The 25,118-nt window shown below is 53.5% G+C and carries 26 protein-coding genes; 17 read left to right on the forward strand and 9 right to left on the reverse strand.

From position 1 onward, the window contains the following. Window positions 1-108 precede the first annotated feature (108 nt). Window positions 109-1,926, forward strand: coding sequence for a maltodextrin glucosidase (malZ, locus tag OGX89_RS17785; RefSeq protein ID WP_126955931.1), 1,818 nt, complete (start codon window positions 109-111; stop codon window positions 1,924-1,926). On the opposite strand, the gene OGX89_RS17790 is transcribed toward malZ, so the two are convergent. Continuing rightward, complete coding sequence (locus tag OGX89_RS17790) at window positions 1,920-2,822, reverse strand: LysR family transcriptional regulator (RefSeq protein WP_003830973.1); 903 nt, start codon at window positions 2,820-2,822, stop codon at window positions 1,920-1,922. The two genes, malZ and OGX89_RS17790, sit on opposite strands and share 7 nt — an antisense overlap. Window positions 2,823-3,095: 273 nt before the next feature. Here OGX89_RS17790 and OGX89_RS17795 point away from each other — a divergent pair, with 273 nt between their 5' ends. The 3 genes from OGX89_RS17795 (at window position 3,096) to OGX89_RS17805 (ending at window position 6,346) form a co-directional block, all read left to right on the forward strand. After that, window positions 3,096-3,737 carry a hydrolase gene (locus OGX89_RS17795; protein ID WP_063941298.1) on the forward strand — a complete coding sequence of 214 codons (642 nt, stop codon included), beginning with the start codon at window positions 3,096-3,098 and terminating at the stop codon, window positions 3,735-3,737. Window positions 3,738-3,910: 173 nt separating this feature from the next. Continuing rightward, the gene (locus tag OGX89_RS17800; RefSeq protein WP_003830975.1) at window positions 3,911-4,456 is read left to right on the forward strand and encodes an antibiotic biosynthesis monooxygenase; all 546 of its coding nucleotides are present in this window, start codon (window positions 3,911-3,913) and stop codon (window positions 4,454-4,456) included. 21 nt (window positions 4,457-4,477) lie between these two features. Further along, on the forward strand, window positions 4,478-6,346 hold the full coding sequence (locus tag OGX89_RS17805; RefSeq protein ID WP_126955930.1) for an amidohydrolase: 1,869 nt from the start codon (window positions 4,478-4,480) through the stop codon (window positions 6,344-6,346). Window positions 6,347-6,467: 121 nt separating this feature from the next. On the opposite strand, the gene OGX89_RS17810 is transcribed toward OGX89_RS17805, so the two are convergent. Then, entirely contained in the window at window positions 6,468-7,070 is a 603-nt protein-coding gene (locus tag OGX89_RS17810; RefSeq protein WP_003021524.1) for a peroxiredoxin, read from the reverse strand. Between the two features lie 168 nt (window positions 7,071-7,238). Beyond that, the gene (gene acpH / locus OGX89_RS17815; RefSeq protein WP_003830978.1) at window positions 7,239-7,820 is read right to left on the reverse strand and encodes an ACP phosphodiesterase; all 582 of its coding nucleotides are present in this window, start codon (window positions 7,818-7,820) and stop codon (window positions 7,239-7,241) included. A 90-nt stretch (window positions 7,821-7,910) separates the two neighbouring features. On the opposite strand from acpH, the gene queA reads away from it, so the two are divergent. From queA to OGX89_RS17850, 7 genes are all read left to right on the forward strand, one after another. Continuing rightward, on the forward strand, window positions 7,911-8,975 hold the full coding sequence (gene queA, locus OGX89_RS17820) for a tRNA preQ1(34) S-adenosylmethionine ribosyltransferase-isomerase QueA (protein ID WP_032942525.1): 1,065 nt from the start codon (window positions 7,911-7,913) through the stop codon (window positions 8,973-8,975). 208 nt (window positions 8,976-9,183) lie between these two features. Further along, entirely contained in the window at window positions 9,184-10,311 is a 1,128-nt protein-coding gene (gene tgt, locus OGX89_RS17825; RefSeq protein ID WP_126955929.1) for a tRNA guanosine(34) transglycosylase Tgt, read from the forward strand. 22 nt (window positions 10,312-10,333) lie between these two features. Then, window positions 10,334-10,666: a preprotein translocase subunit YajC gene (yajC, locus tag OGX89_RS17830; protein WP_003021544.1), complete on the forward strand. Its 333-nt coding sequence runs from the start codon at window positions 10,334-10,336 to the stop codon at window positions 10,664-10,666. Window positions 10,667-10,693: 27 nt separating this feature from the next. Then, window positions 10,694-12,541: a protein translocase subunit SecD gene (gene secD, locus OGX89_RS17835; RefSeq protein ID WP_003021547.1), complete on the forward strand. Its 1,848-nt coding sequence runs from the start codon at window positions 10,694-10,696 to the stop codon at window positions 12,539-12,541. Window positions 12,542-12,551: 10 nt separating this feature from the next. Continuing rightward, window positions 12,552-13,523 (forward strand): protein translocase subunit SecF, encoded by a 972-nt coding sequence (secF, locus tag OGX89_RS17840; protein WP_003021550.1) that lies wholly within the window; start codon window positions 12,552-12,554, stop codon window positions 13,521-13,523. Between the two features lie 170 nt (window positions 13,524-13,693). Further along, window positions 13,694-14,074 (forward strand): VOC family protein, encoded by a 381-nt coding sequence (locus OGX89_RS17845; RefSeq protein WP_126955928.1) that lies wholly within the window; start codon window positions 13,694-13,696, stop codon window positions 14,072-14,074. An 8-nt stretch (window positions 14,075-14,082) separates the two neighbouring features. Further along, window positions 14,083-14,775 carry a helix-turn-helix transcriptional regulator gene (locus OGX89_RS17850; RefSeq protein WP_126955927.1) on the forward strand — a complete coding sequence of 231 codons (693 nt, stop codon included), beginning with the start codon at window positions 14,083-14,085 and terminating at the stop codon, window positions 14,773-14,775. A gap of 45 nt (window positions 14,776-14,820) precedes the next feature. Here the strand turns inward: OGX89_RS17850 and OGX89_RS17855 are convergent, their stop codons facing one another. Further along, entirely contained in the window at window positions 14,821-15,684 is an 864-nt protein-coding gene (locus tag OGX89_RS17855; RefSeq protein ID WP_003021561.1) for a nucleoside-specific channel-forming protein Tsx, read from the reverse strand. Between the two features lie 298 nt (window positions 15,685-15,982). After that, the gene (locus tag OGX89_RS17860; protein ID WP_003830983.1) at window positions 15,983-16,522 is read right to left on the reverse strand and encodes a SadB/YajI family lipoprotein; all 540 of its coding nucleotides are present in this window, start codon (window positions 16,520-16,522) and stop codon (window positions 15,983-15,985) included. 153 nt (window positions 16,523-16,675) lie between these two features. Here OGX89_RS17860 and nrdR point away from each other — a divergent pair, with 153 nt between their 5' ends. From nrdR to pgpA, 6 genes are all read left to right on the forward strand, one after another. Beyond that, window positions 16,676-17,125 (forward strand): transcriptional regulator NrdR, encoded by a 450-nt coding sequence (nrdR, locus tag OGX89_RS17865; RefSeq protein ID WP_003021571.1) that lies wholly within the window; start codon window positions 16,676-16,678, stop codon window positions 17,123-17,125. Between the two features lie 3 nt (window positions 17,126-17,128). Further along, window positions 17,129-18,232, forward strand: coding sequence for a bifunctional diaminohydroxyphosphoribosylaminopyrimidine deaminase/5-amino-6-(5-phosphoribosylamino)uracil reductase RibD (gene ribD / locus OGX89_RS17870; protein ID WP_126955926.1), 1,104 nt, complete (start codon window positions 17,129-17,131; stop codon window positions 18,230-18,232). Window positions 18,233-18,322: 90 nt separating this feature from the next. Next, a complete protein-coding gene (ribH, locus tag OGX89_RS17875) occupies window positions 18,323-18,793 on the forward strand; it encodes a 6,7-dimethyl-8-ribityllumazine synthase (protein ID WP_003021575.1) in 471 nt (156 codons plus the stop codon). A gap of 19 nt (window positions 18,794-18,812) precedes the next feature. Then, window positions 18,813-19,232, forward strand: a complete 420-nt coding sequence (gene nusB, locus OGX89_RS17880; RefSeq protein ID WP_000801129.1) for a transcription antitermination factor NusB — start codon at window positions 18,813-18,815, stop codon at window positions 19,230-19,232. A 77-nt stretch (window positions 19,233-19,309) separates the two neighbouring features. Then, on the forward strand, window positions 19,310-20,287 hold the full coding sequence (gene thiL / locus OGX89_RS17885; protein ID WP_060682662.1) for a thiamine-phosphate kinase: 978 nt from the start codon (window positions 19,310-19,312) through the stop codon (window positions 20,285-20,287). Next, window positions 20,265-20,783, forward strand: a complete 519-nt coding sequence (gene pgpA, locus OGX89_RS17890) for a phosphatidylglycerophosphatase A (protein WP_003021578.1) — start codon at window positions 20,265-20,267, stop codon at window positions 20,781-20,783. The genes thiL and pgpA overlap by 23 nt, the downstream gene beginning before the upstream one ends. A gap of 99 nt (window positions 20,784-20,882) precedes the next feature. On the opposite strand, the gene yajO is transcribed toward pgpA, so the two are convergent. Genes yajO through xseB form a run of 4 tightly spaced genes read right to left on the reverse strand, consistent with a single transcriptional unit; the run spans window position 20,883 to window position 24,943 of the window. Further along, window positions 20,883-21,857, reverse strand: a complete 975-nt coding sequence (yajO, locus tag OGX89_RS17895) for a 1-deoxyxylulose-5-phosphate synthase YajO (protein ID WP_008783931.1) — start codon at window positions 21,855-21,857, stop codon at window positions 20,883-20,885. A 56-nt stretch (window positions 21,858-21,913) separates the two neighbouring features. Continuing rightward, window positions 21,914-23,776, reverse strand: coding sequence for a 1-deoxy-D-xylulose-5-phosphate synthase (gene dxs, locus OGX89_RS17900; protein WP_126955925.1), 1,863 nt, complete (start codon window positions 23,774-23,776; stop codon window positions 21,914-21,916). Between the two features lie 24 nt (window positions 23,777-23,800). Beyond that, entirely contained in the window at window positions 23,801-24,700 is a 900-nt protein-coding gene (ispA, locus tag OGX89_RS17905) for a (2E,6E)-farnesyl diphosphate synthase (RefSeq protein WP_008783932.1), read from the reverse strand. Further along, window positions 24,701-24,943, reverse strand: coding sequence for an exodeoxyribonuclease VII small subunit (gene xseB / locus OGX89_RS17910; protein ID WP_003021586.1), 243 nt, complete (start codon window positions 24,941-24,943; stop codon window positions 24,701-24,703). Window positions 24,944-25,118 lie beyond the last annotated feature (175 nt).

A 25,118-nucleotide genomic window follows, 5' to 3' on the forward strand; every position in this document is an offset into this window, starting at 1 on the left:
GCAATTTTCTCCTCCCCCGAACTCCTCCCCCAATAAACGTTAAGATGATGAGTGATCCTGCACTTCGCTATGGCAAGGTGACGTCATTATCATCAAAGGGGATACGTGATGTTGAACGCCTGGCACCTTCCGGTTGCCCCATTTGTTAAGCAAAACAAAGATCAACTGACGATTACATTATGGTTGGCGGGGGAAAATCCACCCCAGCGGGTGACGCTACGCGCAGAAAATGATAACGAAGAGATTTCGCTGGCTATGCACAAGCAGCGCAGCCAGCCGCAGCCGGGCGTGACCGCGTGGCGAGCGGCGATCGATCTCTCCAGCGGGCAGCCTCGTCGACGCTATAGCTTTAAATTACTTTGGCTCGATCGTCAGCTGTGGTTCACCCCACAGGGATTCAGCCGTTTTCCGCCTGCGCGTCTGGAGCAGTTTGCGGTTGATGTGCCGGATAACGGTCCGCAGTGGGTTGCCGATCAGATTTTCTATCAAATTTTCCCGGACCGTTTTGCCCGCAGCCAGTCGCGTGAAGCGGGCCAGGATAACGTCTATTACCACCACGCCGCCGGACACGACATCTTACGGCGCGAATGGGATGAACCGCTTACGGCTCAGGCCGGTGGCTCCACGTTCTATGGCGGTGATTTGGACGGCATCAGCGAAAAGCTACCGTACCTGAAAACGTTAGGGGTCACGGCGCTGTACCTGAATCCTGTATTTACCGCCCCGAGCGTGCATAAATACGATACCGAAGATTACCGTCATGTTGATCCGCAATTTGGCGGCGACAGGGCGCTACTGCGTCTGCGGCACAACACCCAACAGCAGGGCATGCGTCTGATTCTCGACGGCGTCTTTAACCATAGCGGCGATTCGCACGCCTGGTTTGACCGACATAATCGGGGGACGGACGGGGCGTGCCATAATCCAGAATCCCCCTGGCGCGACTGGTATCATTTCTCAGCCGACGGCGTTGCGCTCGACTGGCTGGGATATTCCAGCCTGCCCAAGCTGGACTTTTCTTCGGAAAGCCTGGTGAATGAAATTTATCGCGGTGAAGACAGTATCGTCCGCCACTGGCTGAAAGCGCCGTGGAGTATGGACGGCTGGCGTCTTGATGTGGTGCACATGCTGGGAGAGGCCGGAGGCGCACGTAACAACCTACAACATGTGGCCGGAATTACGCAGGCGGCAAAAGAAACCCAGCCAGAGGCGTATGTGGTGGGTGAGCATTTTGGCGATGCGCGCCAGTGGTTGCAGGCTGATGCAGAAGATGCCGCCATGAACTATCGCGGCTTTACTTTCCCCCTCTGGGGATTCCTCGCCAATACCGATATCTCATACGACCCGCAATCCATTGATGCCCAGACCTGTATGGCGTGGATGGATAACTACCGCGCGGGGTTGTCGCATCAGCAACAGCTGCGGATGTTTAATCAGCTCGACAGCCACGATACCGCCCGCTTTAAATCTCTGCTCGGTAAAGACGTCGCACGGTTACCGCTAGCGGTGGTATGGCTGTTTACCTGGCCTGGCGTGCCCTGTATTTACTACGGTGACGAAGTGGGGCTGGACGGGAACAACGATCCTTTTTGTCGCAAACCGTTCCCGTGGCAGCCTGAAAAACAGGACGCTACTCTGCTGGCGTTGTATCAGCGGCTGGCAAAATTACGCCACCAGAATCAGGCGCTTCGCCACGGTGGTTGCCAGGTGATTTACGCCGAGGATAACGTGGTGGTGTTTGTTCGCGTGCTAAACCGACAGCGCGTACTGGTGGCGATTAACCGTGGCCACGCTTGTGAAGTGGTCCTGCCAGCCTCGCCATTACTGAGCGTGAGTCAATGGCAGCACAAAGAGGGCAACGGTATGCTTACCGACGATATCCTGACGCTGCCGGCGATTTCCGCCTCGGTATGGATAGGTCATTGATATAAGCGCGCAATCTCCGGGCTTGCCAGCAGCGTTTCCCGCCACCAGCGCTGTGCCAGCCCATCGCGGTTATTGCGCCATGCCATATAAGCCACGTCTTTTTGGCGAAATGAGATAACCGTTTTTTCCACCAGCTCACCCGTGGTAAGCCACGGGCTGGCAATATGGCGGGGGAGAAATCCGCAGCCCATACCGGCCCGCAGTAGCATCACCTTACTGTGGAAGTCATCGACGCGGATTTGCGCCTGTTCCTCCATCAGATTGGTTTGTAACGGATGGCAGAAGCGGGCGCTGTCGCTGATAACAATCGCGCGATGCAGGCATAACTGTTCGTTGGTCAGGCCGTCTGCTGCTGCGGCCAGCGGATGCTCAGGCGCAACGACAAACACATTGTCCAACGTGCCGAGCATTTTATAGGACCAGGCTGCAGACGTTGGCGGTTCATTAATTGCCCCCAGAATAATATCGGCTCCATTATGGGTCAGTTCCTCCCAGGAGCCCGCCAGCGTATGGTGGGTAAAACTGAGGCGAGTTTGCTTATTCAGCGCATGAAATTCATCAATAATGGGCAACAGCGCAGCGAAAGGGAAGGAGTCGTCCAGCGCAATTGCCAGCTCTTTTTCCCAGCCTGAACTCAGCTGTACCGCCTGTTTTTCGAGATCTTTTGCCGCATTCAGCAGCAAACGCCCTTTTTCCAGCATCATCTGTCCGGTATCGGTAAATTTTGCCCGGTGCCCGGAACGGTCAAGCAGCTCGATATTCAAATCGCTTTCCAGCTTCTGAATCATATAGCTGAGTGCGGCAGGGGTTTTAAACAGCGACTCGGCCGCTGCGGCAAATGAACCCTGTTTGTCGAGAGCGTCGAGAATAAGCAAAACATCCAGATTAATGCGCATAAGCAGAAAATATCCTGAAAATTAAACCCTTCTGTTGTACCGAATGAAGAAAAACAATGCCAGTGAATAAATTAGATGAGTCATGCGCATTTTTTTGATGTTGTTTAGGATATATCGCAACACAAAATTAATAGTTTCACAGGATGGTAAGTTTTCTTTAATAACTCGTTAGAAATTTCCCGCTATACTCAACAAGCTTTCTGATTCAGGATCCTGCTGCTGACGGCAGATACAGACCGTTGCCTTTTAACTTATTGATTAAGAAGGTGTGCTATGTCTATTCGGGAACTGATTGACCCTCAAAACTCTACGCTTATTTTTATTGATCATCAGCCGCAAATGTCATTCGGTGTGGCGAATATTGATCGCCAGACTTTAAAAAATAATACCGTGGCATTAGCGAAAACCGGGAAAATATTCAATATTCCGGTGATTTATACTTCTGTAGAAACTAAAAGTTTTAGCGGATATATCTGGCCGGAATTGTTAGCGGTTCATCCTGATGTCAAACCCATTGAACGCACCTCAATGAACTCCTGGGAAGATGCGGCGTTTGTGAAAGCGGTGGAAGCGACCGGGCGTAAAAAACTGATTATCTCCGCGCTGTGGACCGAAGTATGCCTGACTTTTCCGGCGCTGATGGCACTGGAGGCAGGCTATGAAGTTTATGTGGTAACGGATACCTCCGGCGGCACGTCCGTAGATGCTCATGAGCGTTCTATCGACCGCATGGTACAGGCTGGTGCCGTACCCGTAACCTGGCAACAGGTTCTTCTCGAGTACCAGCGCGACTGGTCCCGCAAAGAAACCTACGACGCCGTAATGGATCTGGTACGCGAGCACAGCGGTGCCTACGGTATGGGCGTGGATTATGCCTATACCATGGTGCATGGCGCGCCGGAACGTAAAGCTTAAATACACGTCATCCTTCATGTTGCATCTTTGTTGGCTTCGCTTGCGTCCCCCGGTCACTTACTTATGTAAGCTCCCGGGGATCCACAACATTGCCGCCTCGATGCACCATGAATGATTTTGTGTATTACTTTCCAGGCCTAAGCGGCCTGTTTCCTGTCAACAAGGAACCCTTCATGGCGCAGAACAAACATGTGACGTTGGTAATTACTCACACTCTGCTACCTGAGCAGGCGCAGCGGTATGAGCAGTGGCTGGGGAAAATCATGCCTGTAGCGGCTGAATTTCCCGGTCATCTCGGGGCGAACGTGATTCGCCCAGCAGATGGCAACAACCTGTGGAACATCATTATCCGCTTCGACACGCTTGAGCATCTGTATAGCTGGACCCAGTCCGATACGCGCCGTGTGTTGGTCGAAGAGATTGCTCCACTGCTGGCTGAAGGTGACAAAACCGAAATTCGCACCGAAGCAGCATTCTGGTTTACGCCACCCGCACCCCATGTACGACAGCCCAAACGCTGGAAACAGTTTCTGATAACCCTGCTGGTGATATTTCCAAGCACCAATCTGGTGCCGTGGTTGACCGGCATTGTGCTGCCTGCAATGAAGGGCTCGTTACTCCTGCATCTCATCAATGATGCCTTTGTGGTTGCGCTGGTGGTCTGGTTCTGGATGCCCATCGTAACCCGTCTGTTTGCCGGATGGCTGAAAAAAGCCTGACCGGTATCTCAGGAGATTGTTATGTCTCAAACTGCCACACTGATTCTGACTCACGGAAAAATTCATACTCTCGACAGACAAAGTCCTCAGGTCGAGGCGGTGGCGATCGCCAACGGAAAGATTCTGGCGACCGGTAGCCACGAACGGGTAATGAGCTTTGCCGCTGAAGGGACGCAAGTTGTCGATCTGCAAGGGCATACGGTGATCCCTGGCCTGAACGATTCGCACCTGCACCTTATTCGTGGTGGACTGAATTACAACCTGGAATTGCGTTGGGAGGGCGTGCCGTCACTGGCGGACGCGCTACGCATGCTCAAAGACCAGGCTGACAGAACGCCGTCGCCACAATGGGTACGCGTGGTGGGCGGCTGGAGTGAATTCCAGTTTGCCGAACGTCGCATGCCAACCCTCGAAGAACTGAATGAAGCCGCTCCTGATACTCCGGTTTTTGTTCTGCATCTCTACGACCGGGCTTTGCTCAACCGCGCCGCGCTGAAAGCGGTTGGCTATACCAAAGCGACGCCGGAACCGGCGGGCGGTGAGATTGTGCGTGATAGCAACGGCAACCCGACCGGAATGCTGATCGCTAAACCGAACGCGATGATCCTTTACTCGACGCTGGCAAAGGGACCAAAACTGCCGCTGGAAATGCAGGTTAACTCGACCCGTCAGTTTATGCGCGAGCTGAACCGTCTGGGACTGACCAGCGCCATCGATGCGGGCGGCGGGTTCCAGAACTACCCGGAAGATTACGAGATCATTGAGCAGTTACACGCCAACAAACAGATGACGGTGCGTATTGCCTACAACCTGTTTACCCAGCGTCCGAAGCAGGAACTGGAAGACTTTGAACGCTGGACCGATATGCTCAAGCCAGGGCAGGGAACCGACTTCTATCGTGCCAATGGGGCAGGGGAAATGCTGGTTTTCTCGGCCGCGGATTTTGAAGACTTCCTCCAGCCACGCCCGGATCTGCCGGAAGGTATGGAAGATGAGCTGGAGCGCGTGGTGCGACACCTGGTTGAGCACCGCTGGCCGTTCCGCTTGCATGCTACCTACGATGAATCCATCAGCCGAATGCTGGACGTGTTTGAGAAGGTAAATCGTGATATCCCGTTCAATGGTCTGCACTGGTTCTTCGATCACGCCGAAACGATTACCGAACGGAATATCGAGCGTGTAAAAGCGCTGGGGGGCGGGATAGCGGTTCAGCACCGCATGGCGTTCCAGGGCGAATATTTTGTCGATCGCTACGGTAAAGATGCGGTCAAACATACACCGCCGGTGGCGAAAATGCTGGCGGCTGACGTTCCGGTCGGACTGGGGACTGACGCCACACGCGTGGCCAGCTACAACCCGTGGACCGCGCTCTACTGGCTGGTTTCGGGCCGTACCGTTGGTGGTATGGCGATGTACGATGATAACAATCGCCTGCCACGCGATGTGGCACTGGAACTGTGGACGGCCGGTAGCGCCTGGTTCTCCAGCGAACAGGGTAAGAAAGGGCGCATCGAGAAAGATCAACTGGCCGACCTGGTGGTGCTGTCCAAAGATTACTTCAGCGTGCCGGAAGAAGAGATTAAAGGTATTGAGTCGGTAATGACCATTGTTGATGGCAAAGTGGTTTACGCCGCCGGGCATTTCACCCCGCTGGCACCACCTGCTATTCCGATTGTGCCGGACTGGTCGCCGGTAGTGAAGGTGCCGGGGCACTATCGCTCAGCGCCACCTGCTGCGGCGAAAATTGGCGCAATGGTGCAGATGCACCAGTGCTGCGGTAGCTGCGGTGTACACGGTCACCAGCATGATATTGCGCGGAAATCGGGGATTCCGGTGTCAGATGACCGGGCTTTCTGGGGCGCGCTTGGCTGCTCCTGCTTCGCGTTTTAATTGTGGTTTGGATAAGCGTATCGTCACTGGCGATACTAACGGAAAGTGACGCAATCGCTTATCTGATCTGCGAACAATAAAAAAGGCCCGCATTTGCGGGCCTTTCGTCGATTCATGCCAATTACAGGCTGGAAACGTTCTCGGTCAGGTATTTTGCCACGCCGTCCGGAGACGCGTTCATACCTTCTTTACCTTTTTCCCACTGTGCCGGGCAAACGTCGCCGTGCTCTTCGTGGAACTGCAGCGCGTCAACCATGCGCAGCATTTCGTCGATGTTACGACCCAGCGGCAGATCGTTAACCACCTGGTGGCGAACAACGCCGTTAGCGTCGATCAGGAAAGAACCGCGCAGCGCAACGCCCGCTTCCGGGTGCTCGATGCCGTAGGCTTTCTGGATTTCGCGTTTGATGTCAGCAACCATTGCGTATTTCACTGCACCGATGCCGCCTTTGTCGACAGGGGTGTTACGCCATGCGTTGTGGACAAATTCAGAGTCGAAGGAAACACCAACAACTTCAACGCCGCGCTTCTGGAATTCTTCGTAACGTTTGTCGAATGCGATCAGTTCAGACGGGCAAACGAAGGTGAAGTCCATCGGCCAGAAGAACAGAACGGTGGTTTTACCGTTGGTATGCTGTTTGAAGTTGAAGTTTTCAACGATCTCACCGCTACCCAGTACCGCAGCTGCTGTGAAATCCGGAGCCTGACGAGTTACCAGTACCATATAATTCTCCTGCAAAGTTAAGGGGTTTTTGGAACGCAACGCGGGCCAGTATAGAGAGTGTTCGGGAATAAGACAAAGAGGCGCTGGCAATCAATGAGACAGGTTTTGTCTATCAATCTTTTGCCGGACGGTGGCTACTGCTTATCCGGCGGGGAATACGGGCTGCGATCAAAGGGTTTTGCACCGCGCCTGTTCCATCATTTGCGGATAAAACTGCCAGAATCGTTCTTCTAACGCATCGTAATGCGTATCGAGGTCATACCATGAGTCGCGTAGGGCATCGAGCCGTGGACGGCGGCTGGCCATGCCGTTCAGGACGTTCTGGATAAAATCCATGTCCCGGTAGCGCTCAAGCCATTTCTCTGACCATATATAGTTGTTCAGATTGATAAAGCGCGGCGGCGATTCCGGCAAAATAGTGGTTACCTGAGTACGGGCATAGCGCACAAAGTCCGTCAGCGGGAAGTCAGGTGAGATTTCCGACCAATGGCGCGACAGAAAATGATCCCACATAACGTCCAGCGTAATCGGCGCGACGCGGCGCGTTTCGCTACGAAACCACTCTTTGGCTTCACGCACCTGCGGTAAGTTATCGGTCATCACATCGATACGACGATGCATAAAGATGCCTGCTACCACATCAGGCGAGTAGTGCGTTTCCGGATTACCCCGGACAAAATCGGCCAGCAGATTGCCGGAAAGCGAGCTATCGGCAAGGTGAGCGAGATGCAAATGTGCAAGAAAATTCATAGTTAAACGTTTATCCAGAGGGGTAAAGGTTGCAGGGAGAACGCCCCGGCACTAGACTACCCGCCTCTTATTTTAGTCTGAGTCAGTGTCATGCGCGTTACCGATTTCACCTTTGAATTACCCGAATCCCTGATTGCCCACTATCCGCAAGCTGAGCGCAGTAGCTGCCGCTTGCTGTCTTTGGACGGGCCGACGGGCGCGCTGACGCACGGTACTTTCACCGATTTGCTCGATAAGCTCAACCCTGGAGATTTGCTGGTCTTTAACAACACCCGCGTCATTCCTGCGCGTCTGTTTGGTCGTAAAGCTAGCGGCGGCAAGATTGAAGTGCTGGTCGAACGTATGCTGGATGACAAACGTATTCTGGCGCATATTCGTGCCTCGAAAGCGCCGAAACCGGGTGCCGAGCTGCTGCTGGGCGACGACGAAAGTATTAAGGCGACGATGGTCGCCCGCCATGACGCGCTGTTTGAAGTTGAGTTTAACGACGAACGCAGCGTGCTGGATATCCTCAACGCCATCGGCCATATGCCGTTGCCGCCGTATATCGACCGTCCGGATGAAGACGCCGACCGCGAGCTGTACCAGACCGTATACAGCGAAAAACCGGGTGCCGTCGCTGCACCGACCGCGGGTCTGCATTTTGACGATCCGCTGCTGGCTAAACTGCGCGATAAAGGCATTGAAATGGCGTTCGTCACCCTGCACGTTGGCGCGGGTACTTTCCAGCCGGTGCGCGTAGACACCATCGAAGACCACATTATGCATTCCGAATATGCGGAAGTGCCGCAGGATGTGGTGGACGCGGTGCTGGCGGCGAAAGCGCGCGGTAATCGCGTGATTGCGGTAGGTACCACCTCCGTGCGTTCGCTGGAAAGTGCGGCGCAGGCGGCCAAAAACGATCTCATCGAGCCGTTCTTCGGCGATACACAAATCTTTATTTATCCAGGCTATAAATATCAGGTGATTGATGCCCTGGTAACCAACTTCCACCTGCCGGAATCGACGCTGATTATGCTGGTTTCCGCATTTGCTGGTTATAAAAACACCATGCACGCCTATCATGAAGCGGTAAAAGCGGAATATCGCTTTTTTAGTTACGGGGATGCCATGTTTATCACGTACAATCCGCAGGCTATTTCTGAGCGACCGTGAGAAGGCTATCTCACTTGCCATTTTGATGTCGGGCAGTGCTCGCCATCCTCTCGTACTGCGTGTACGCTCCGGTGGCTGTGCGCTGGTCGCCCCCAAACTGGCTGCGCCGATTGCGCCTTCGCCAGTGGGTTAATATATTTTTACTCCGTGGAGTGATTCCGTGGGGAAAGTTTAATCATCAGACTGTCTCTCTGATGCAGGAGAAAAAATGAAATTTGAACTGGATACCACAGACGGTCGCGCTCGCCGCGGCCGCCTGGTTTTTGAACGTGGCGTAGTAGAAACGCCTGCTTTTATGCCGGTCGGTACTTACGGCACCGTGAAAGGCATGACGCCGGAAGAAGTTGAAGCAACCGGCGCACAGATCATCCTCGGCAACACCTTCCACCTGTGGCTGCGCCCGGGTCAGGAAATCATGAAACTGCACGGCGATCTGCACGATTTCATGCAGTGGAAAGGGCCGATCCTCACCGACTCCGGCGGCTTCCAGGTGTTCAGCCTGGGCGATATCCGTAAGATAACCGAGCAGGGCGTGCATTTCCGTAACCCGATCAACGGCGATCCGATTTTCCTCGATCCCGAGAAGTCGATGGAGATTCAATACGATCTCGGTTCCGATATCGTGATGATCTTCGACGAATGTACACCGTATCCGGCCGACTGGGACTATGCTAAACGCTCAATGGAGATGTCTTTGCGTTGGGCGAAGCGCAGCCGTGACCGTTTTGATAGTCTCGGCAACAAAAATGCGCTTTTTGGCATCATTCAGGGCAGTGTTTACGAAGATTTACGTGATATCTCCGTCAAAGGTCTGGTAGATATAGGCTTTGATGGCTACGCTGTCGGCGGTTTGGCTGTCGGTGAGCCGAAGGAAGATATGCACCGCATTCTGGAACATGTTTGCCCGCAGATTCCGGCAGATAAACCGCGTTACCTGATGGGCGTCGGCAAACCAGAAGATCTGGTTGAAGGCGTGCGTCGCGGTATCGATATGTTTGACTGCGTGATGCCAACGCGAAATGCCCGTAATGGTCATTTGTTTGTGACTGATGGCGTGGTAAAAATTCGTAACGCGAAACATAAAAGCGACACCAGTCCGCTCGATGCTGAGTGTGATTGTTACACCTGTCGCAATTATTCGCGCGCTTACTTGCATCATCTCGACCGTTGCAACGAAATATTGGGCGCGCGACTCAACACGATTCATAACCTTCGCTACTACCAGCGTTTGATGGCGGGTTTACGCAAGGCTATTGAAGAGGGTAAATTAGAGAGCTTCGTGACCGATTTTTACCAACGTCAGGGTAGACCAGTTCCACCTGTGAACGTTGATTAATTTTAATAATGAGGGAATTTGAATGAGCTTTTTTATTTCTGATGCGGTAGCGGCAACAGGTGCTCCGGCGCAGGGCAGCCCGATGTCTCTGATTCTGATGCTGGTGGTGTTTGGTCTGATTTTCTATTTTATGATCCTGCGCCCACAGCAAAAGCGTACCAAAGAACACAAGAACCTGATGAACTCCATTGCGAAAGGCGATGAAGTACTGACTAACGGTGGTCTGGTGGGTCGCGTGACTAAAGTAGCAGAATCTGGCTACATCGCTATCGCGCTGAACGACACCACTGAAGTGGTTATCAAACGTGATTTCGTAGCTGCCGTTCTGCCGAAAGGCACCATGAAGGCGCTGTAATTTATTGTTTTCCCAAAGGGAACTACCGTGTTAAACCGTTATCCTTTGTGGAAGTATGTCATGCTGATCGTCGTTATTGTCGTCGGTCTGCTCTATGCGCTTCCCAACCTGTATGGTGAGGATCCGGCTGTTCAAATCACTGGCGTGCGCGGTGCCGCCGCCAGTGAGCAAACGCTGATCCAGGTCCAGAAAACGTTACAAGAAGATAAAATCACACCTAAGTCTGTGGCTCTGGAAGAGGGTGCTATTCTCGCGCGCTTCGACTCCACTGATACCCAACTGCGCGCACGTGAAGTATTAATGGGCGTACTGGGCGATCAGTACGTCGTGGCGCTTAACCTAGCTCCGGCAACCCCGCGCTGGCTGGCTGCCATTCACGCCGAACCGATGAAACTCGGTCTTGACCTGCGTGGCGGCGTTCACTTCCTGATGGAAGTGGATATGGACACCGCGCTGAGTAAGTTGCAGGAACAAAATATCGATAGCCTGCGCAGCGATCTGCGTGAAAAAGGCATTCCTTATACTACTGTTCGCAAAGAAGATAACTACGGTCTGAGCATCACTTTCCGTGATAGCAGCGCCCGTGATGAAGCTATCTCTTACCTGAGCAAACGTCACCAGGATCTGGTTATTTCCAGCCAGGGCAGCAATGCTCTGCGTGCGGTAATGACCGATGCGCGCCTGAGCGAAGCCCGTGAATACGCGGTACAGCAGAACATCAACATTCTGCGTAATCGTGTTAACCAACTGGGTGTTGCTGAGCCGGTGGTACAACGCCAGGGGGCTGACCGCATTGTGGTCGAACTGCCGGGTATTCAGGATACCGCGCGTGCGAAAGAAATTCTGGGCGCAACCGCGACGCTGGAGTTCCGTCTGGTAAACACCAACGTTGACCAGTCCGCTGCGGCATCGGGTCGTGTTCCGGGTGATTCGGAAGTGAAACAGTCTCGTGAAGGCCAGCCGGTTGTGCTGTACAAACGCGTGATTCTGACCGGTGACCATATCACCGACTCTACTTCCAGCCAGGACGAATACAATCAGCCGCAGGTTAACATCTCGCTGGATAGCGCAGGTGGTAACATCATGTCCAACTTCACTAAGGACAACATCGGTAAGCCGATGGCGACCCTGTTTGTGGAGTACAAAGACAGCGGTAAGAAAGATGCTAACGGTCGTGCAGTACTGGTGAAACAGGAAGAGGTGATTAACATCGCCAATATCCAGTCTCGTCTGGGTAACAGCTTCCGTATCACCGGTATCAACAACCCGAACGAAGCACGCCAGCTTTCCCTGCTGTTACGTGCCGGTGCGTTGATTGCGCCAATTCAGATTGTTGAAGAACGTACCATCGGCCCAACCCTGGGTATGCAGAACATTAAACAGGGTCTGGAAGCATGTCTGGCCGGTCTGGTGGTGTCTATCCTGTTCATGATCTTCTTCTATAAGAAGTTCGGTCTGATTGCGACCAGTGCGCTGATTGCTAACCTGGTGCTGATTGTCGGTATTATGTCGTTGCTGCCGGGTGCTACGCTGAGTATGCCGGGGATTGCGGGGATCGTCTTAACCCTTGCTGTCGCGGTCGATGCGAACGTACTGATCAACGAACGTATCAAAGAAGAGTTGAGTAACGGGCGTTCGGTGCAGCAGGCCATCAATGAAGGTTATGCGGGCGCATTTAGCTCCATCTTTGATGCGAACATTACGACGCTGATCAAGGTCATCATCCTGTACGCAGTGGGCACCGGGGCAATTAAAGGGTTCGCGATTACTACCGGTATTGGTGTGGCGACGTCGATGTTTACCGCGATTGTCGGTACACGTGCCATCGTAAACCTGCTGTATGGCGGCAAGCGCGTCAAAAAGCTGTCAATCTGAGGAGTGCGAAGTGGCACAGGAATATACTGTTGAACAATTGAACCACGGCCGTAAAGTCTGGGACTTTATGCGCTGGGACTACTGGGCTTTCGGCATTTCAGGTTTCCTGCTGATTGCGGCCATCGTGGTGATGGGCGTACGTGGGTTTAACTGGGGTCTCGATTTCACCGGTGGTACGGTTATTGAAATCACGCTGGAAAAACCGGCCGATATGGACGTGATGCGCGATGCGCTGGAGAAAGCGGGCTTCGTTGATCCGCTTCTGCAGAACTTCGGCAGCAGCCACGACATTATGGTACGTATGCCGCCAACTGAAGGTGCAGACGGCGGTCAGGTGCTGGGTAGTAAAGTGTTGAGTGTGATTAACGAATCCACCAACCAAAACGCCGCGGTGAAGCGAATTGAATTCGTGGGTCCGAGCGTGGGTGCAGACCTGGCACAAACCGGTGCGATGGCGCTGATGGCTGCGTTGATCTCCATCCTGGTGTACGTCGGTTTCCGTTTTGAGTGGCGACTGGCGGCAGGGGTAGTTATCGCGCTGGCGCACGACGTGATTATCACACTTGGGATCCTGTCGTTGTTCCATATCGAGATTGACCTGACTATCGTCGCATCACTGATGTCGGTAATCGGTTACTCGCTGAACGACAGTATCGTTGTATCTGACCGTATTCGTGAAAACTTCCGCAAAATTCGTCGCGGTACGCCTTACGAAATCTTTAACGTGTCACTGACTCAAACGCTGCACCGTACGTTGATTACGTCCGGTACAACGTTGATGGTTATTCTGATGCTGTTCCTGTTCGGTGGTCCGGTACTGGAAGGATTCTCACTGACGATGCTGATCGGTGTTTCCATCGGTACTGCGTCTTCTATCTACGTGGCTTCGGCGCTGGCGCTGAAGCTGGGTATGAAGCGTGAGCACATGCTGCAGCAGAAGGTCGAGAAAGAAGGGGCGGATCAACCGTCGATTCTGCCTTAACCCATCCAGGAGTGAAGATACTGGAATCCCGATCGCAAGGTCGGGATTTTTTTTGCCTGTGAATTAGCGACAGGTAATTATCTTTTCCTGTCGCCACACTACTGACAGTATGCTGTCAGTAGCCCTGTCTTATAGTCCTCCTGAGATTACCCACACAGGCAGGAGGAAGTATGAGCAACGTAATTAATTGGTTTGAAATCCCCGTGGCACAAATGGATCGCGCCATCGCTTTTTATGAGCCAGTGATGCAGGTTTCTTTGCGTAGGGAGAACATGGACTGCGCTGAGCTCGCCGTATTTCCGCATCAGGATCCCGCTCCCGGCGGGGCGCTGGCTAAATTTGATGGTATTACGCCTTCAGCGCAGGGCGCTATTATTTATCTGCATACGGACGATTTGGCTGCAACGCTTGAACGCGTCGCCACTGCTGGCGGTCAGTGTGTGTTTGGCCCACTCGAACTGGGGCAGGACATTGGTACGATTGCGCTATTTACTGACAGCGAAGGCAATCGTGTTGGTTTACATCAACCCGCGTATTATTTTCAGCACTGAGGATTAAAATGAGCAGACGCGCCGACCGCTTGTTTCAGATTGTGCAAATCCTGCGTGGCAGGCGAGTGACAACGGCGGCGCTGCTGGCAGAGCGTCTTGAGGTTTCTGAACGGACGATTTATCGCGATATCCGCGATCTCTCTTTATCCGGTGTGCCTATTGAAGGCGAAGTGGGCAGCGGATACCGCTTAATGGCCGGGTTTGATCTACCGCCGTTGATGTTAACGCATCACGAATCAGAAGCATTGATGGTAGCGATTCGATTGCTGAAAACATGGGGTGGGGATTCACTCTCACAGGCGTTGGAATCCGCGCAGGAAAAAGTGTTGGCGATATTGCCGCCAGAGAGTCGGCGCAGAGCCGAGCAAACGCGGATTTTCGCGCCAGATTTTGGTAATCAGCCGCATTCACGTAGTGCCTTCGATCTCATACATCGCGCGGTTTCAGCACAGCAGGTGCTGGCGCTGCATTATCGCGATGAGTCCGGGAACCTCTCCTGGCGCGACGTTCAGCCGCTGGGATTATTTTTCTGGGGCGAGCACTGGCTGCTGGTTGGCTGGTGCGAGAAGCGTGACGATTATCGTTGCTTTCGCGTTGATCGATGTCTGAAGATTACGCCACTCGACAGGCATTTTCGCGAATCGACAGATCGCTCGCTAAGTGACTTTTTGCGTAAAGTACGCTGTGAAGACCAGCCATAAAAAAGCCAGCGGTTAAGCTGGCTTGTCTGCGAAACATTATCTGGATTAGAAGTTGTAACCTACGACCAGGTAACCACCCCAACCGGTAGATTTCGCGCTGAAATCGCCTTCGCCCCAGTTCAGGGTATCTCCACCTTTCCACTGGCCGCCGTTATGGAAGTAACGCGCTACGACGGAGTAATGCCAGTGATCGTAGTTCAGCGCCAGGACGTGGCTGGACGCGATAGAGTTGCTGGTGCGGTTCGGATCATCACCCAAATCTGAGCCCCAGTCGAAGTTGGTGAAGCCGATGTAGGTCAACTGGCCGCCCCAAACCTGGGTGATCGGCACAAAGTATTTCACTTTGAAACGGTAGCCATCCCACTCGTTTTCGTTGGATGCGCCATAGTTCTGCCACTGGTATTTAGCATACACGTTCAAAGACAGACCCATCGGCAGACCGGTATCGATATCGGTACCCAGACCCATATACCAGGTGCTCTGGCGGCTGGCTTTGTTATCACCCATATCGTAGATGTAGTTGTTGGCGAAATACCATTCTTTGAACGGACCAAAGCTCAGGTCAGCACCGGTCAGTTTGTCGATGGAGAAACGCGGTTCGATTTCCATAAACAGCGGGGAACCGTCAGACCAGATACCTTTATCGTTGCCGTTACCCCAGTCGAAGGTTTTCGGAATATCGATGTAGCCATAGAAGTCAAACCAGTCTTTTTTAGCAAACGCTTCGTATTCCAGATACACGTCGTTGTTCAGTTTCGGGGAGAAACGGGTGTGATAGCTACCCACCACGTTAACGCTCTGGTGCCACCAGTCGGACAGATATTGCGGTTTGTCATTTTCTGCTGCGTTGGCAGTAAAAGACGAGGAGAGCGCCAGCACTGCACCGGCTGCAAGTAATGTTTTTTTCATATGTATGCCACTGTTTGAAATCCCTTTCGGGAGTGAAAAATGCGCAATTTGCGTTTCTAAATATTTCGTAATTCTTCGGAGCCTATTATAAAAATCATTGTTCACAAAAATATGTCTTGTTTCACAGTTCTATCATTTACGTAATCGATTGCGTTCACGTTTGCGTACTTTAGGCGGCGAATTGTACTGGCTCCCATGAATGTTGCCAAGTTTTACCAGAAATATCGGTGATGTCAGAGGAGTAACAAAATGGACTGGGATGATGTTGCGGAACGCACAAAACGTTCCGCAAAAAAGTTTATTGGCTAACAGGCTGGACGTCGTGGATGCGAACAAATCCTAACTGATCTGGAGTGAGGCCATTTATCTGCAACGGAATGTCTACGTCGCTGGGAGCAAGAATACTCGCCGGAGCGTTGACCAACTGGTTGTGAACGTTCACTTCCTGATAATTGTCCGTGGTGCCCTGAATTTGCCCGTACTCAACGGTGGCGCTAAAAGCGGGTAAAGGCGTGTTGGATTCACCCTGAATCCGTAGCGTCAGGCGCGTACCATCGGCGTTCGGTGCAATGTTCACCAGCGACATGCGTAAGGTGCCAATCTGGCTGTCCAGTCGTGCCGGGGTTTTGGAACCCGGTAGCAGATAGACGCCGCTGGTTGATTTTGCATTCAACATATTTTGTTGCGTAATTTTTACTGTTTCCTGATTAAGCTGCGTCATCTCTTTATTCAACGTGCTAACGCTTTGATGCATCTGGCGTACTTCGCTTTGCTGTGCGCAGGCACTAAGACTAAAGAGACTTCCCACCAGGAGAATTCTTAGGTAACGTCTTGTCATTGTGATTACTTCCTTCATTGTCGCGATAGCATAATGGTAGTGTGGACTGAGCACGAAGGCATCGATCCTTTGTCTCAAAAGCGCAGCGCCTTTGTTGTCACGGCAGTTCAGGGTAAAATAGATTCTGTTAACCACTGAGGTACAGGACGCCGTATGCATTGCCCATTCTGTTTCGCCGTAGACACTAAGGTAATTGACTCTCGTCTTGTAGGCGAGGGCTCCTCGGTACGCCGCCGTCGGCAGTGTCTGGTTTGTAACGAACGTTTCACCACTTTTGAAGTGGCTGAACTTGTCATGCCGCGCGTTGTGAAAAGCAACGATGTGCGTGAACCCTTTAATGAAGAAAAGCTGCGCAGCGGCATGCTCAGAGCGCTTGAGAAACGGCCTGTCAGCGCAGATGACGTCGAAATGGCGTTAAACCATATCAAATCACAGCTGCGTGCGACGGGCGAGCGTGAGGTGCCGAGTAAGATGATTGGCAACCTGGTGATGGAGCAGTTGAAAAAGCTCGATAAAGTCGCCTACATCCGCTTTGCCTCTGTCTACCGGAGTTTCGAAGATATCAAAGAATTTGGCGAAGAGATTGCTCGCCTACAGGACTAAGCCATGCAGGATGAATTGTACATGGCGCGCGCGCTGAAGCTTGCTGCGCGCGGACGTTTTACCACTCACCCCAACCCCAACGTGGGCTGCGTGATTGTGAAAGATGGGGAGATCGTCGGTGAAGGATATCATCACCGTGCGGGCGAACCGCATGCCGAAGTTCATGCTCTGCGGATGGCCGGAGAAAAAGCGCAGGGGGCAACTGCCTACGTGACGCTCGAACCCTGCAGTCATCATGGTCGCACGCCGCCGTGTTGCGATGCGCTGATTGCGGCGGGGGTGTCGCGTGTGGTTGCGGCGATGCAGGATCCCAATCCGCAGGTCGCAGGACGTGGGCTCTACCGTTTACAGCAGGCGGGCATCGACGTCAGCCACGGGCTGATGATGAGCGAAGTTGAGCAACTGAATAAAGGCTTCCTCAAGCGCATGCGTACGGGATTCCCGTATCTTCAGCTTAAGCTTGGCGCGTCGCTTGATGGCCGTACGGCGATGGCCAGCGGTGAAAGCCAGTGGATTACCTCGCCACAGGCGCGCCGCGATGTGCAACGCTTGCGCGCGCAAAGCCATGCCATTTTAACCAGCAGTTCTACGGTGCTGGCAGACGACCCTCAGCTTACCGTGCGTTGGTCGGAGCTAGGGGAGTCAACTCAGGCGAGTTACCCGCAGGAAGAGCTGCGCCAGCCAATCCGCATTGTTCTTGATAGCCAGAATCAGGTCACACCGGAGCACCAAATTGCGCAACAGCCAGGAGAAACCTGGATTGTCCGGACTGAAGACGACCCTCGTAGCTGGCCGGAGACGGTGCGCAGCCTGAAGGTGCCGGAACATAACGGGCATCTGGATCTGGTGGTGCTAATGATGCAACTGGGCAAACAGCAAATTAACAGCATTTGGGTTGAAGCAGGCCCAACGCTCGCAGGGGCATTATTACAGGCCGGTTTGGTCGATGAGCTAATCGTTTATGTTGCGCCTAAACTGTTAGGCAGCGATGCGAGAGGATTATGTGTGCTTCCAGGCCTTGAGAAACTGGCTGACGCACCCCATTTCAAATTCAATGAGATACGCCAGGTGGGCCCGGACGTTTGCCTGCATTTAACGACTGCGTGAGGCTTTCTGATTTAGAGGAAGCAGCGCACAGAATATTATGATAAAATCCGCCCCCCTTACGGGGCCATAAATCGAACCCGAAGGAAGAATATGAACATTATTGAAGCTAACGTTGCTACCCCGGACGCTCGCGTCGCCATCACCATTGCGCGTTTCAACAACTTTATCAATGACAGCCTGCTGGAAGGTGCTATCGACGCCCTGAAACGTATTGGCCAGGTTAAAGATGAAAACATTACCGTTGTTTGGGTTCCAGGTGCATATGAGCTGCCACTGGCGGCCGACGCACTGGCAAAAACCGGTAAATACGACGCGGTGATTGCGCTCGGTACGGTGATCCGTGGCGGTACCGCGCACTTCGAATATGTGGCTGGCGGTGCAAGCAATGGCCTGGCGCATGTCGCTCAGGACAGTGGCATTCCGGTAGCCTTCGGTGTTCTGACCACCGAAAGTATTGAACAAGCCATCGAACGTGCTGGCACTAAAGCCGGTAACAAAGGCGCAGAAGCTGCACTGACTGCGCTTGAAATGATTAATGTATTGAAAGCCATCAAGGCCTGATTTTTGTAAGGGGAAATCCGTGAAACCTGCTGCTCGTCGCCGCGCCCGTGAGTGTGCCGTCCAGGCGCTCTACTCCTGGCAGTTGTCCCAGAACGACATCGCTGATGTTGAATACCAGTTCCTGGCGGAACAGGACGTTAAAGATGTCGACGTTCTGTATTTCCGTGAACTGCTGTCCGGGGTGGCGACTAACAGCGCGTACCTGGATGGATTAATGAAGCCTTATCTGTCTCGTCTGTTGGAAGAGCTGGGTCAGGTAGAAAAAGCTGTACTGCGTATTGCGCTGTTTGAATTGTCTAAACGTAGTGATGTGCCGTACAAAGTGGCCATCAACGAAGCGATTGAACTGGCAAAAACCTTCGGCGCCGAAGATAGCCACAAATTCGTGAACGGCGTACTGGATAAAGCAGCACCTGTGATTCGCCCCAACAAAAAGTAATCCCGAGGCCGGCTGGATGGTGGAACCTGTTTCCGCTGTCCCCGGCTTTTTCTTTTTTTTCTGCTGAGGCATAACGTATGGCATGTGGCGAGTTTTCCCTGATTGCCCGTTATTTTGACCGCGTAAGAACTTCTCGTCTTGATGTCGAAACCGGTATTGGTGACGACTGCGCACTTCTGAACATCCCTGAAAAACAAACGCTGGCGATCAGTACCGATACGCTGGTGGCAGGTAACCACTTCCTCCCCGACATTGATCCGACCGATCTCGCCTGGAAAGCGCTGGCGGTGAATTTGAGCGATCTGGCGGCGATGGGGGCGGATCCTGCGTGGCTGACGCTGGCGCTCACGTTACCTGACGTCGATGAAGCCTGGCTGGAAGCCTTCAGCGATGGCCTGTTTGAACTCCTCAATTACTATGATATGCAGCTGATTGGCGGTGACACCACGCGTGGGCCGCTGTCGATGACGCTGGGTATCCATGGCTACGTCCCCGTTGGGCGGGCCTTAAAACGCTCTGGCGCGAAACCGGGTGACTGGATTTATGTTACCGGCACGCCGGGTGACAGTGCGGCCGGGCTGGCGATTTTGCAGAACCGATTGCAGGTTGCAGATGCAACAGACGCGGACTATCTGCTGCAACGCCATCTGCGTCCCACGCCGCGTATTTTGCAGGGACAAGCCCTGCGCGATCTGGCTAGTGCGGCTATCGATCTCTCCGATGGCCTGATTTCCGATTTGGGACACATCGTTAATGCCAGCGGCTGTGGCGCACGGGTTAACGTTGATGTGCTGCCATACTCCACGGCATTGTCACAGCACGTTGAGCCGGAACAGGCCCTGCGCTGGGCGCTCTCGGGCGGTGAAGATTATGAGTTATGCTTTACCGTACCGGAAATTAATCGTGGTGCGCTGGACGTGGCGCTGGGAAATCTCGGCGCAGCGTTTACCTGCATTGGGCAGATGAGCGCGGACGTGGAAGGCATTCACTTTACGCGCGATGGAAAACCCGTCACGTTTGACTGGAAAGGATATGACCATTTTGCCGCGCCTTAAAAAAGATGTCGCCAAAAGCCGCCTGAGTATGCGCAATCCGTGGCACCTGTTAGCCACCGGTTTTGGCAGCGGGCTGAGCCCAATTGTTCCTGGCACGATGGGATCGCTGGCGGCGATCCCTTTTTGGTATTTAATGACCTTTCTGCCGTGGCAGCTGTATTCGCTGGTGGTGATGTTATCTATCTGTATCGGCGTTTATCTGTGCCATCAAACGGCGAAAGATATGGGCGTGCACGATCACGGTAGCATAGTCTGGGATGAGTTTGTCGGGATGTGGATTACCCTGATGGCGCTGCCGACCAACGACTGGCAGTGGGTTGCCGCCGGATTTGTGATTTTCCGTATTCTGGATATGTGGAAGCCGTGGCCGATTCGTTGGTTCGATCGCAACGTGCATGGCGGCACGGGGATTATGATCGACGATATTGTGGCCGGAATACTCTCTGCCGGAATTTTGTATTTTATCGGCCATCACTGGCCGGTAGGTATCATTTAACCCTTTTCAGGGGCTATTGTAGGCCCGATAAGCGCCGCAACATCGGGCGATCAGTGCCGGATGCGCTATGCTTATCCGGTCTACAATTTACATCCGCGCTTACTTAAATCCCACTACCGGATGCTGTTTGTACGGCGTTTCCAGCTCGGCAATCTGCTCCGGTTTCAACGTTAAATCTACAGCGTTGAGCAACTCATCCAGCTGTTCCTCGCGTGAAGAGCCAATAATTGGCGCTGCCACGCCGGGTTTGCTCAGCAGCCAGGCCAGCGCAACCTGTGCCCGCGTTACACCCAACTCCTCACTGACACCGGTCAGTCGTGCGGCGATTTGCGCGTCGTTTTCATCGCTCTCGTTGTACAAATTTTTACCGACTTCATCGGAAACCAGACGTGCGGTCGTTTCTCCCCAGGGACGCGTCAGGCGACCGCGCGCCAGCGGGCTCCATGGGATGACGGCCACGCCTTCCTGATAGCAAAGCGGCAGCATTTCGCGTTCTTCTTCGCGGTAGATTAGGTTGTAGTGATCCTGCATGCTGACGAACTGCGCCCAGCCGTGTTGCTTCTGTAAGGCCAGAGCCTGGGCAAACTGCGAGGCGTGCATGGATGAGGCGCCAATATAGCGAGCTTTACCGGCTTTCACGACGTCGTTTAGAGCCTCCAGCGTTTCTTCGATTGGCGTGTTGTAATCCCAGCGGTGAATTTGCAGGATGTCCACATAGTCCATACCCAGGCGTCGGAGACTGTCATCAATCGAGCGCAGGATTTGTGCGCGGGATAATCCTTCCGCTAAATCATCAACCTGATGAAAAACCTTGGTAGCGACCACGACATCTTCGCGGCGGGCGAAATCACGCAGCGCGCGACCGACAATCTCTTCGCTACTGCCAGCGGAGTAGCTGTTGGCGGTATCGAAAAAGTTAATGCCGCCCTCAAGGGCGTGTTTGATTATTGGGCGGCTGCTTTCTTCAGGTAGCGTCCAGGCGTGATTGCCGCGATTGGGTTCGCCAAACGTCATGCAACCCAGGCAAAGGCGGGAGACCCGTAGGTCGGTTTTTCCTAAGATGTTGTATTTCATCAATCCACTCCTGCTTAGCTCGTGATGAATTAAGCATAGCAGGAGCGGGGAGGGGATTATGCCAGCCAGGCCTTGATTTTGGCCTCAATTCCGGCGGCATTCAGACCCAGATCGGCACGAGCTTCATCCTGAGTTCCCTGCGGGATGAAGAAGTCTGGTAGGCCAATGTTCAGCACCGGGACGGGCTTACGATGGGCCATCAGCACTTCGTTTACGCCGCTGCCAGCACCACCCATAATGGCGTTCTCTTCAATGGTAACCAGCACCTCGTGTTGGGCAGCCATTTCAAGGATCAACGTTTCATCCAGTGGTTTTACAAAACGCATATCGACCAGCGTGGCGTTCAGCGACTCTGCTACCTGAGCGGCTTCCGGCATCAGGGTACCGAAGTTGAGAATCGCCACTTTTTCCCCGTGACGTTTCACGATGCCTTTACCAATTGGCAGTTGTTCCAGCGGGGTCAGCTCAACGCCTACCGCGTTGCCGCGTGGGTAGCGCACGACCGTTGGACCGTCATTGTAGTGATAGCCGGTGAACAGCATCTGGCGGCATTCGTTTTCATCACTCGGGGTCATGATGACCATTTCCGGGATGCAGCGCAGGAAGGAGAGATCGAAAGCCCCCTGATGGGTTTGTCCATCTGCGCCAACAATCCCTGCCCGGTCAACGGCGAACAGGACCGGCAGTTTCTGGATGGCTACATCGTGCAGCACCTGATCGTAGGCGCGTTGCAGGAAAGTCGAGTAAATGGCTACCACCGGCTTGTAGCCGCCAATCGCCAGACCGGCAGCAAACGTCACAGCGTGCTGCTCGGCAATCGCCACATCGAAATAGCGGTCCGGGAACTTACGTGAAAACTCCACCATTCCGGAACCTTCGCGCATCGCCGGGGTGATTGCCATCAGCTTATTGTCTTTCGCTGCGGTCTCGCACAGCCAGTCACCGAAAATTTTTGAATAGCTCGGCAGGCCGCCACTGCTTTTCGGCAGGCATCCGCTGGACGGATCGAATTTGGGTACCGCGTGGAAGGTTATCGGATCTTTTTCCGCAGGCTCGTAGCCACGACCCTTTTTGGTCATGATATGCAGGAACTGCGGGCCTTTCAGATCGCGCATGTTTTTGAGCGTAGTAATAAGCCCCAGCACGTCGTGACCGTCCACCGGACCGATATAGTTAAAGCCCAGTTCTTCAAACAGAGTCCCCGGCACAACCATACCTTTAATGTGTTCTTCAGTACGTTTGAGCAGTTCTTTAATCGGCGGCACGCCGGAGAAGACTTTCTTCCCGCCTTCGCGCAGCGAGGAGTAGAGTTTGCCAGAGAGCAGCTGTGCCAGATGATTGTTCAGCGCGCCAACGTTCTCTGAAATCGACATTTCGTTGTCGTTGAGGATAACCAGCATGTCGGGCCTAATATCGCCCGCGTGGTTCATCGCTTCAAACGCCATCCCTGCGGTGATGGCTCCATCACCAATCACACACACGGTACGGCGCTCTTTACCTTCTTTCTCGGCGGCAACGGCAATACCGATACCTGCGCTGATGGAGGTTGAAGAGTGCCCAACGCTCAGTACGTCATACTCGCTTTCACCGCGCCATGGGAACGGATGCAGGCCGCCTTTCTGACGAATGGTGCCGATTTTATCGCGGCGACCAGTCAGAATTTTGTGCGGATAAGCCTGATGTCCCACATCCCAGATTAACTGGTCAAACGGGGTGTTGTAGACATAGTGCAGCGCGACGGTGAGTTCCACCGTGCCCAGACCAGAGGCGAAGTGCCCGCTGGAACGGCTTACGCTGTCGAGCAAATAGCGGCGCAGTTCGTCGCAAAGCTTTGGCAGGCTCTCTTTTGGCAGCAGACGTAACTCCTGGGTGGAGTCGACCAGCGCCAGGGTCGGGTATTTGGCTATATCAAAACTCATCGCAAGCTCATGGGATATGTTGGTTTATTTATCACGCTGGATTATGTAGTCCGCTAGCGCTTCCAGTGCCGAGGTATCGAGTGACTGTGCGGCCAGCAGACTTAGCGACTGGCGGGCGTCCTCGATTAAATCCCGGGCTTTATTCTGGGCTTGCTCAAGACCCAGAAGTGCAGGATAGGTACTTTTGCCAAGCTGCTGGTCAGCACCCTGACGTTTACCCAATGTTGCAGTATCGCCTACCACATCCAGGATGTCATCCTGAACCTGGAAAGCCAGACCGATGCTTTCTGCGTATTTGTCGAGTATTGGCAGGCATTCTCGCCCTTTATCGCCAGCACTTAACGCCCCCAAACGCACGGCGGCGCGAATCAATGCTCCGGTTTTATGGCGGTGAATCCGCTCCAGTGCATCCAGCTCAACCTGATGACCTTCAGCTTCCAGATCCAGTGCCTGGCCGCCGCACATACCGGCAATGCCGCTGGCCTGAGCCAGTTCAGAGATCATCGCGATGCGGTCACGGTCAGTGACTTCCGGCATTGGGGCATCGCTGATAATTGAGAACGCCAGCGTTTGCAGCGCATCTCCGGCCAGGATCGCGTTTGCCTCGCCAAATTTTACGTGGCAGGTCGGCAGACCGCGTCGCAGGTCATCGTCATCCATCGCGGGCAAATCATCGTGCATCAGCGAATAGGCATGAATGCATTCGACGGCGGCAGCGGGAGCATCAAGCGTACTCAGGCTGACACCAAACATCTGACCGGTCGCATACACCAGGAACGGGCGCAGACGTTTACCGCCTAATAATGCGCCATATTGCATGGTTTCTACCACGGGAGTGTTCTGAAAGGGCAGTGGCGCGATAAAACGGCTCAGTGCCTGGTTTGCCTGCTCAACGCAAGCCTGTAGCTGCTGCGTAAAATCCATTTACTCATTATCCGGTGTAAAAGGCGTAAGGGCGGCGTCTTCAGTATCTGACAGCAGGATTTGTACGCGCTGTTCAGCCTGTTGTAATTTGACCTGTCCCTGACGCGCCAACTGTACGCCACGTTCGAATTCGTTCAACGCTTCTTCTAACGGCAGGTCGCCGCCTTCCAGACGGGTAACAATTTGTTCCAGCTCGCTCAGCGCGGTTTCAAAACTGGCGGGCGCTTCATTTTTCTTCGGCATAATGAATGTCTGACTCTCTGTATTGGCAGCACAAGACTATGGTAACGGACTCGCACTGATAAGCAAATAACGCGCAATGTGCACAGTAGCCGCGTGATGGTGATATACTTGCGCGCCTGGATGCAGTCGCGGGTATGGGCTGCTGTATTTTTTTCCATTACAAGTCATTCAGACT

It is taken from the genome of Citrobacter sp. Cpo103 (assembly GCF_030332605.1).
In the GTDB taxonomy this organism is placed as follows: domain Bacteria; phylum Pseudomonadota; class Gammaproteobacteria; order Enterobacterales; family Enterobacteriaceae; genus Citrobacter; species Citrobacter portucalensis.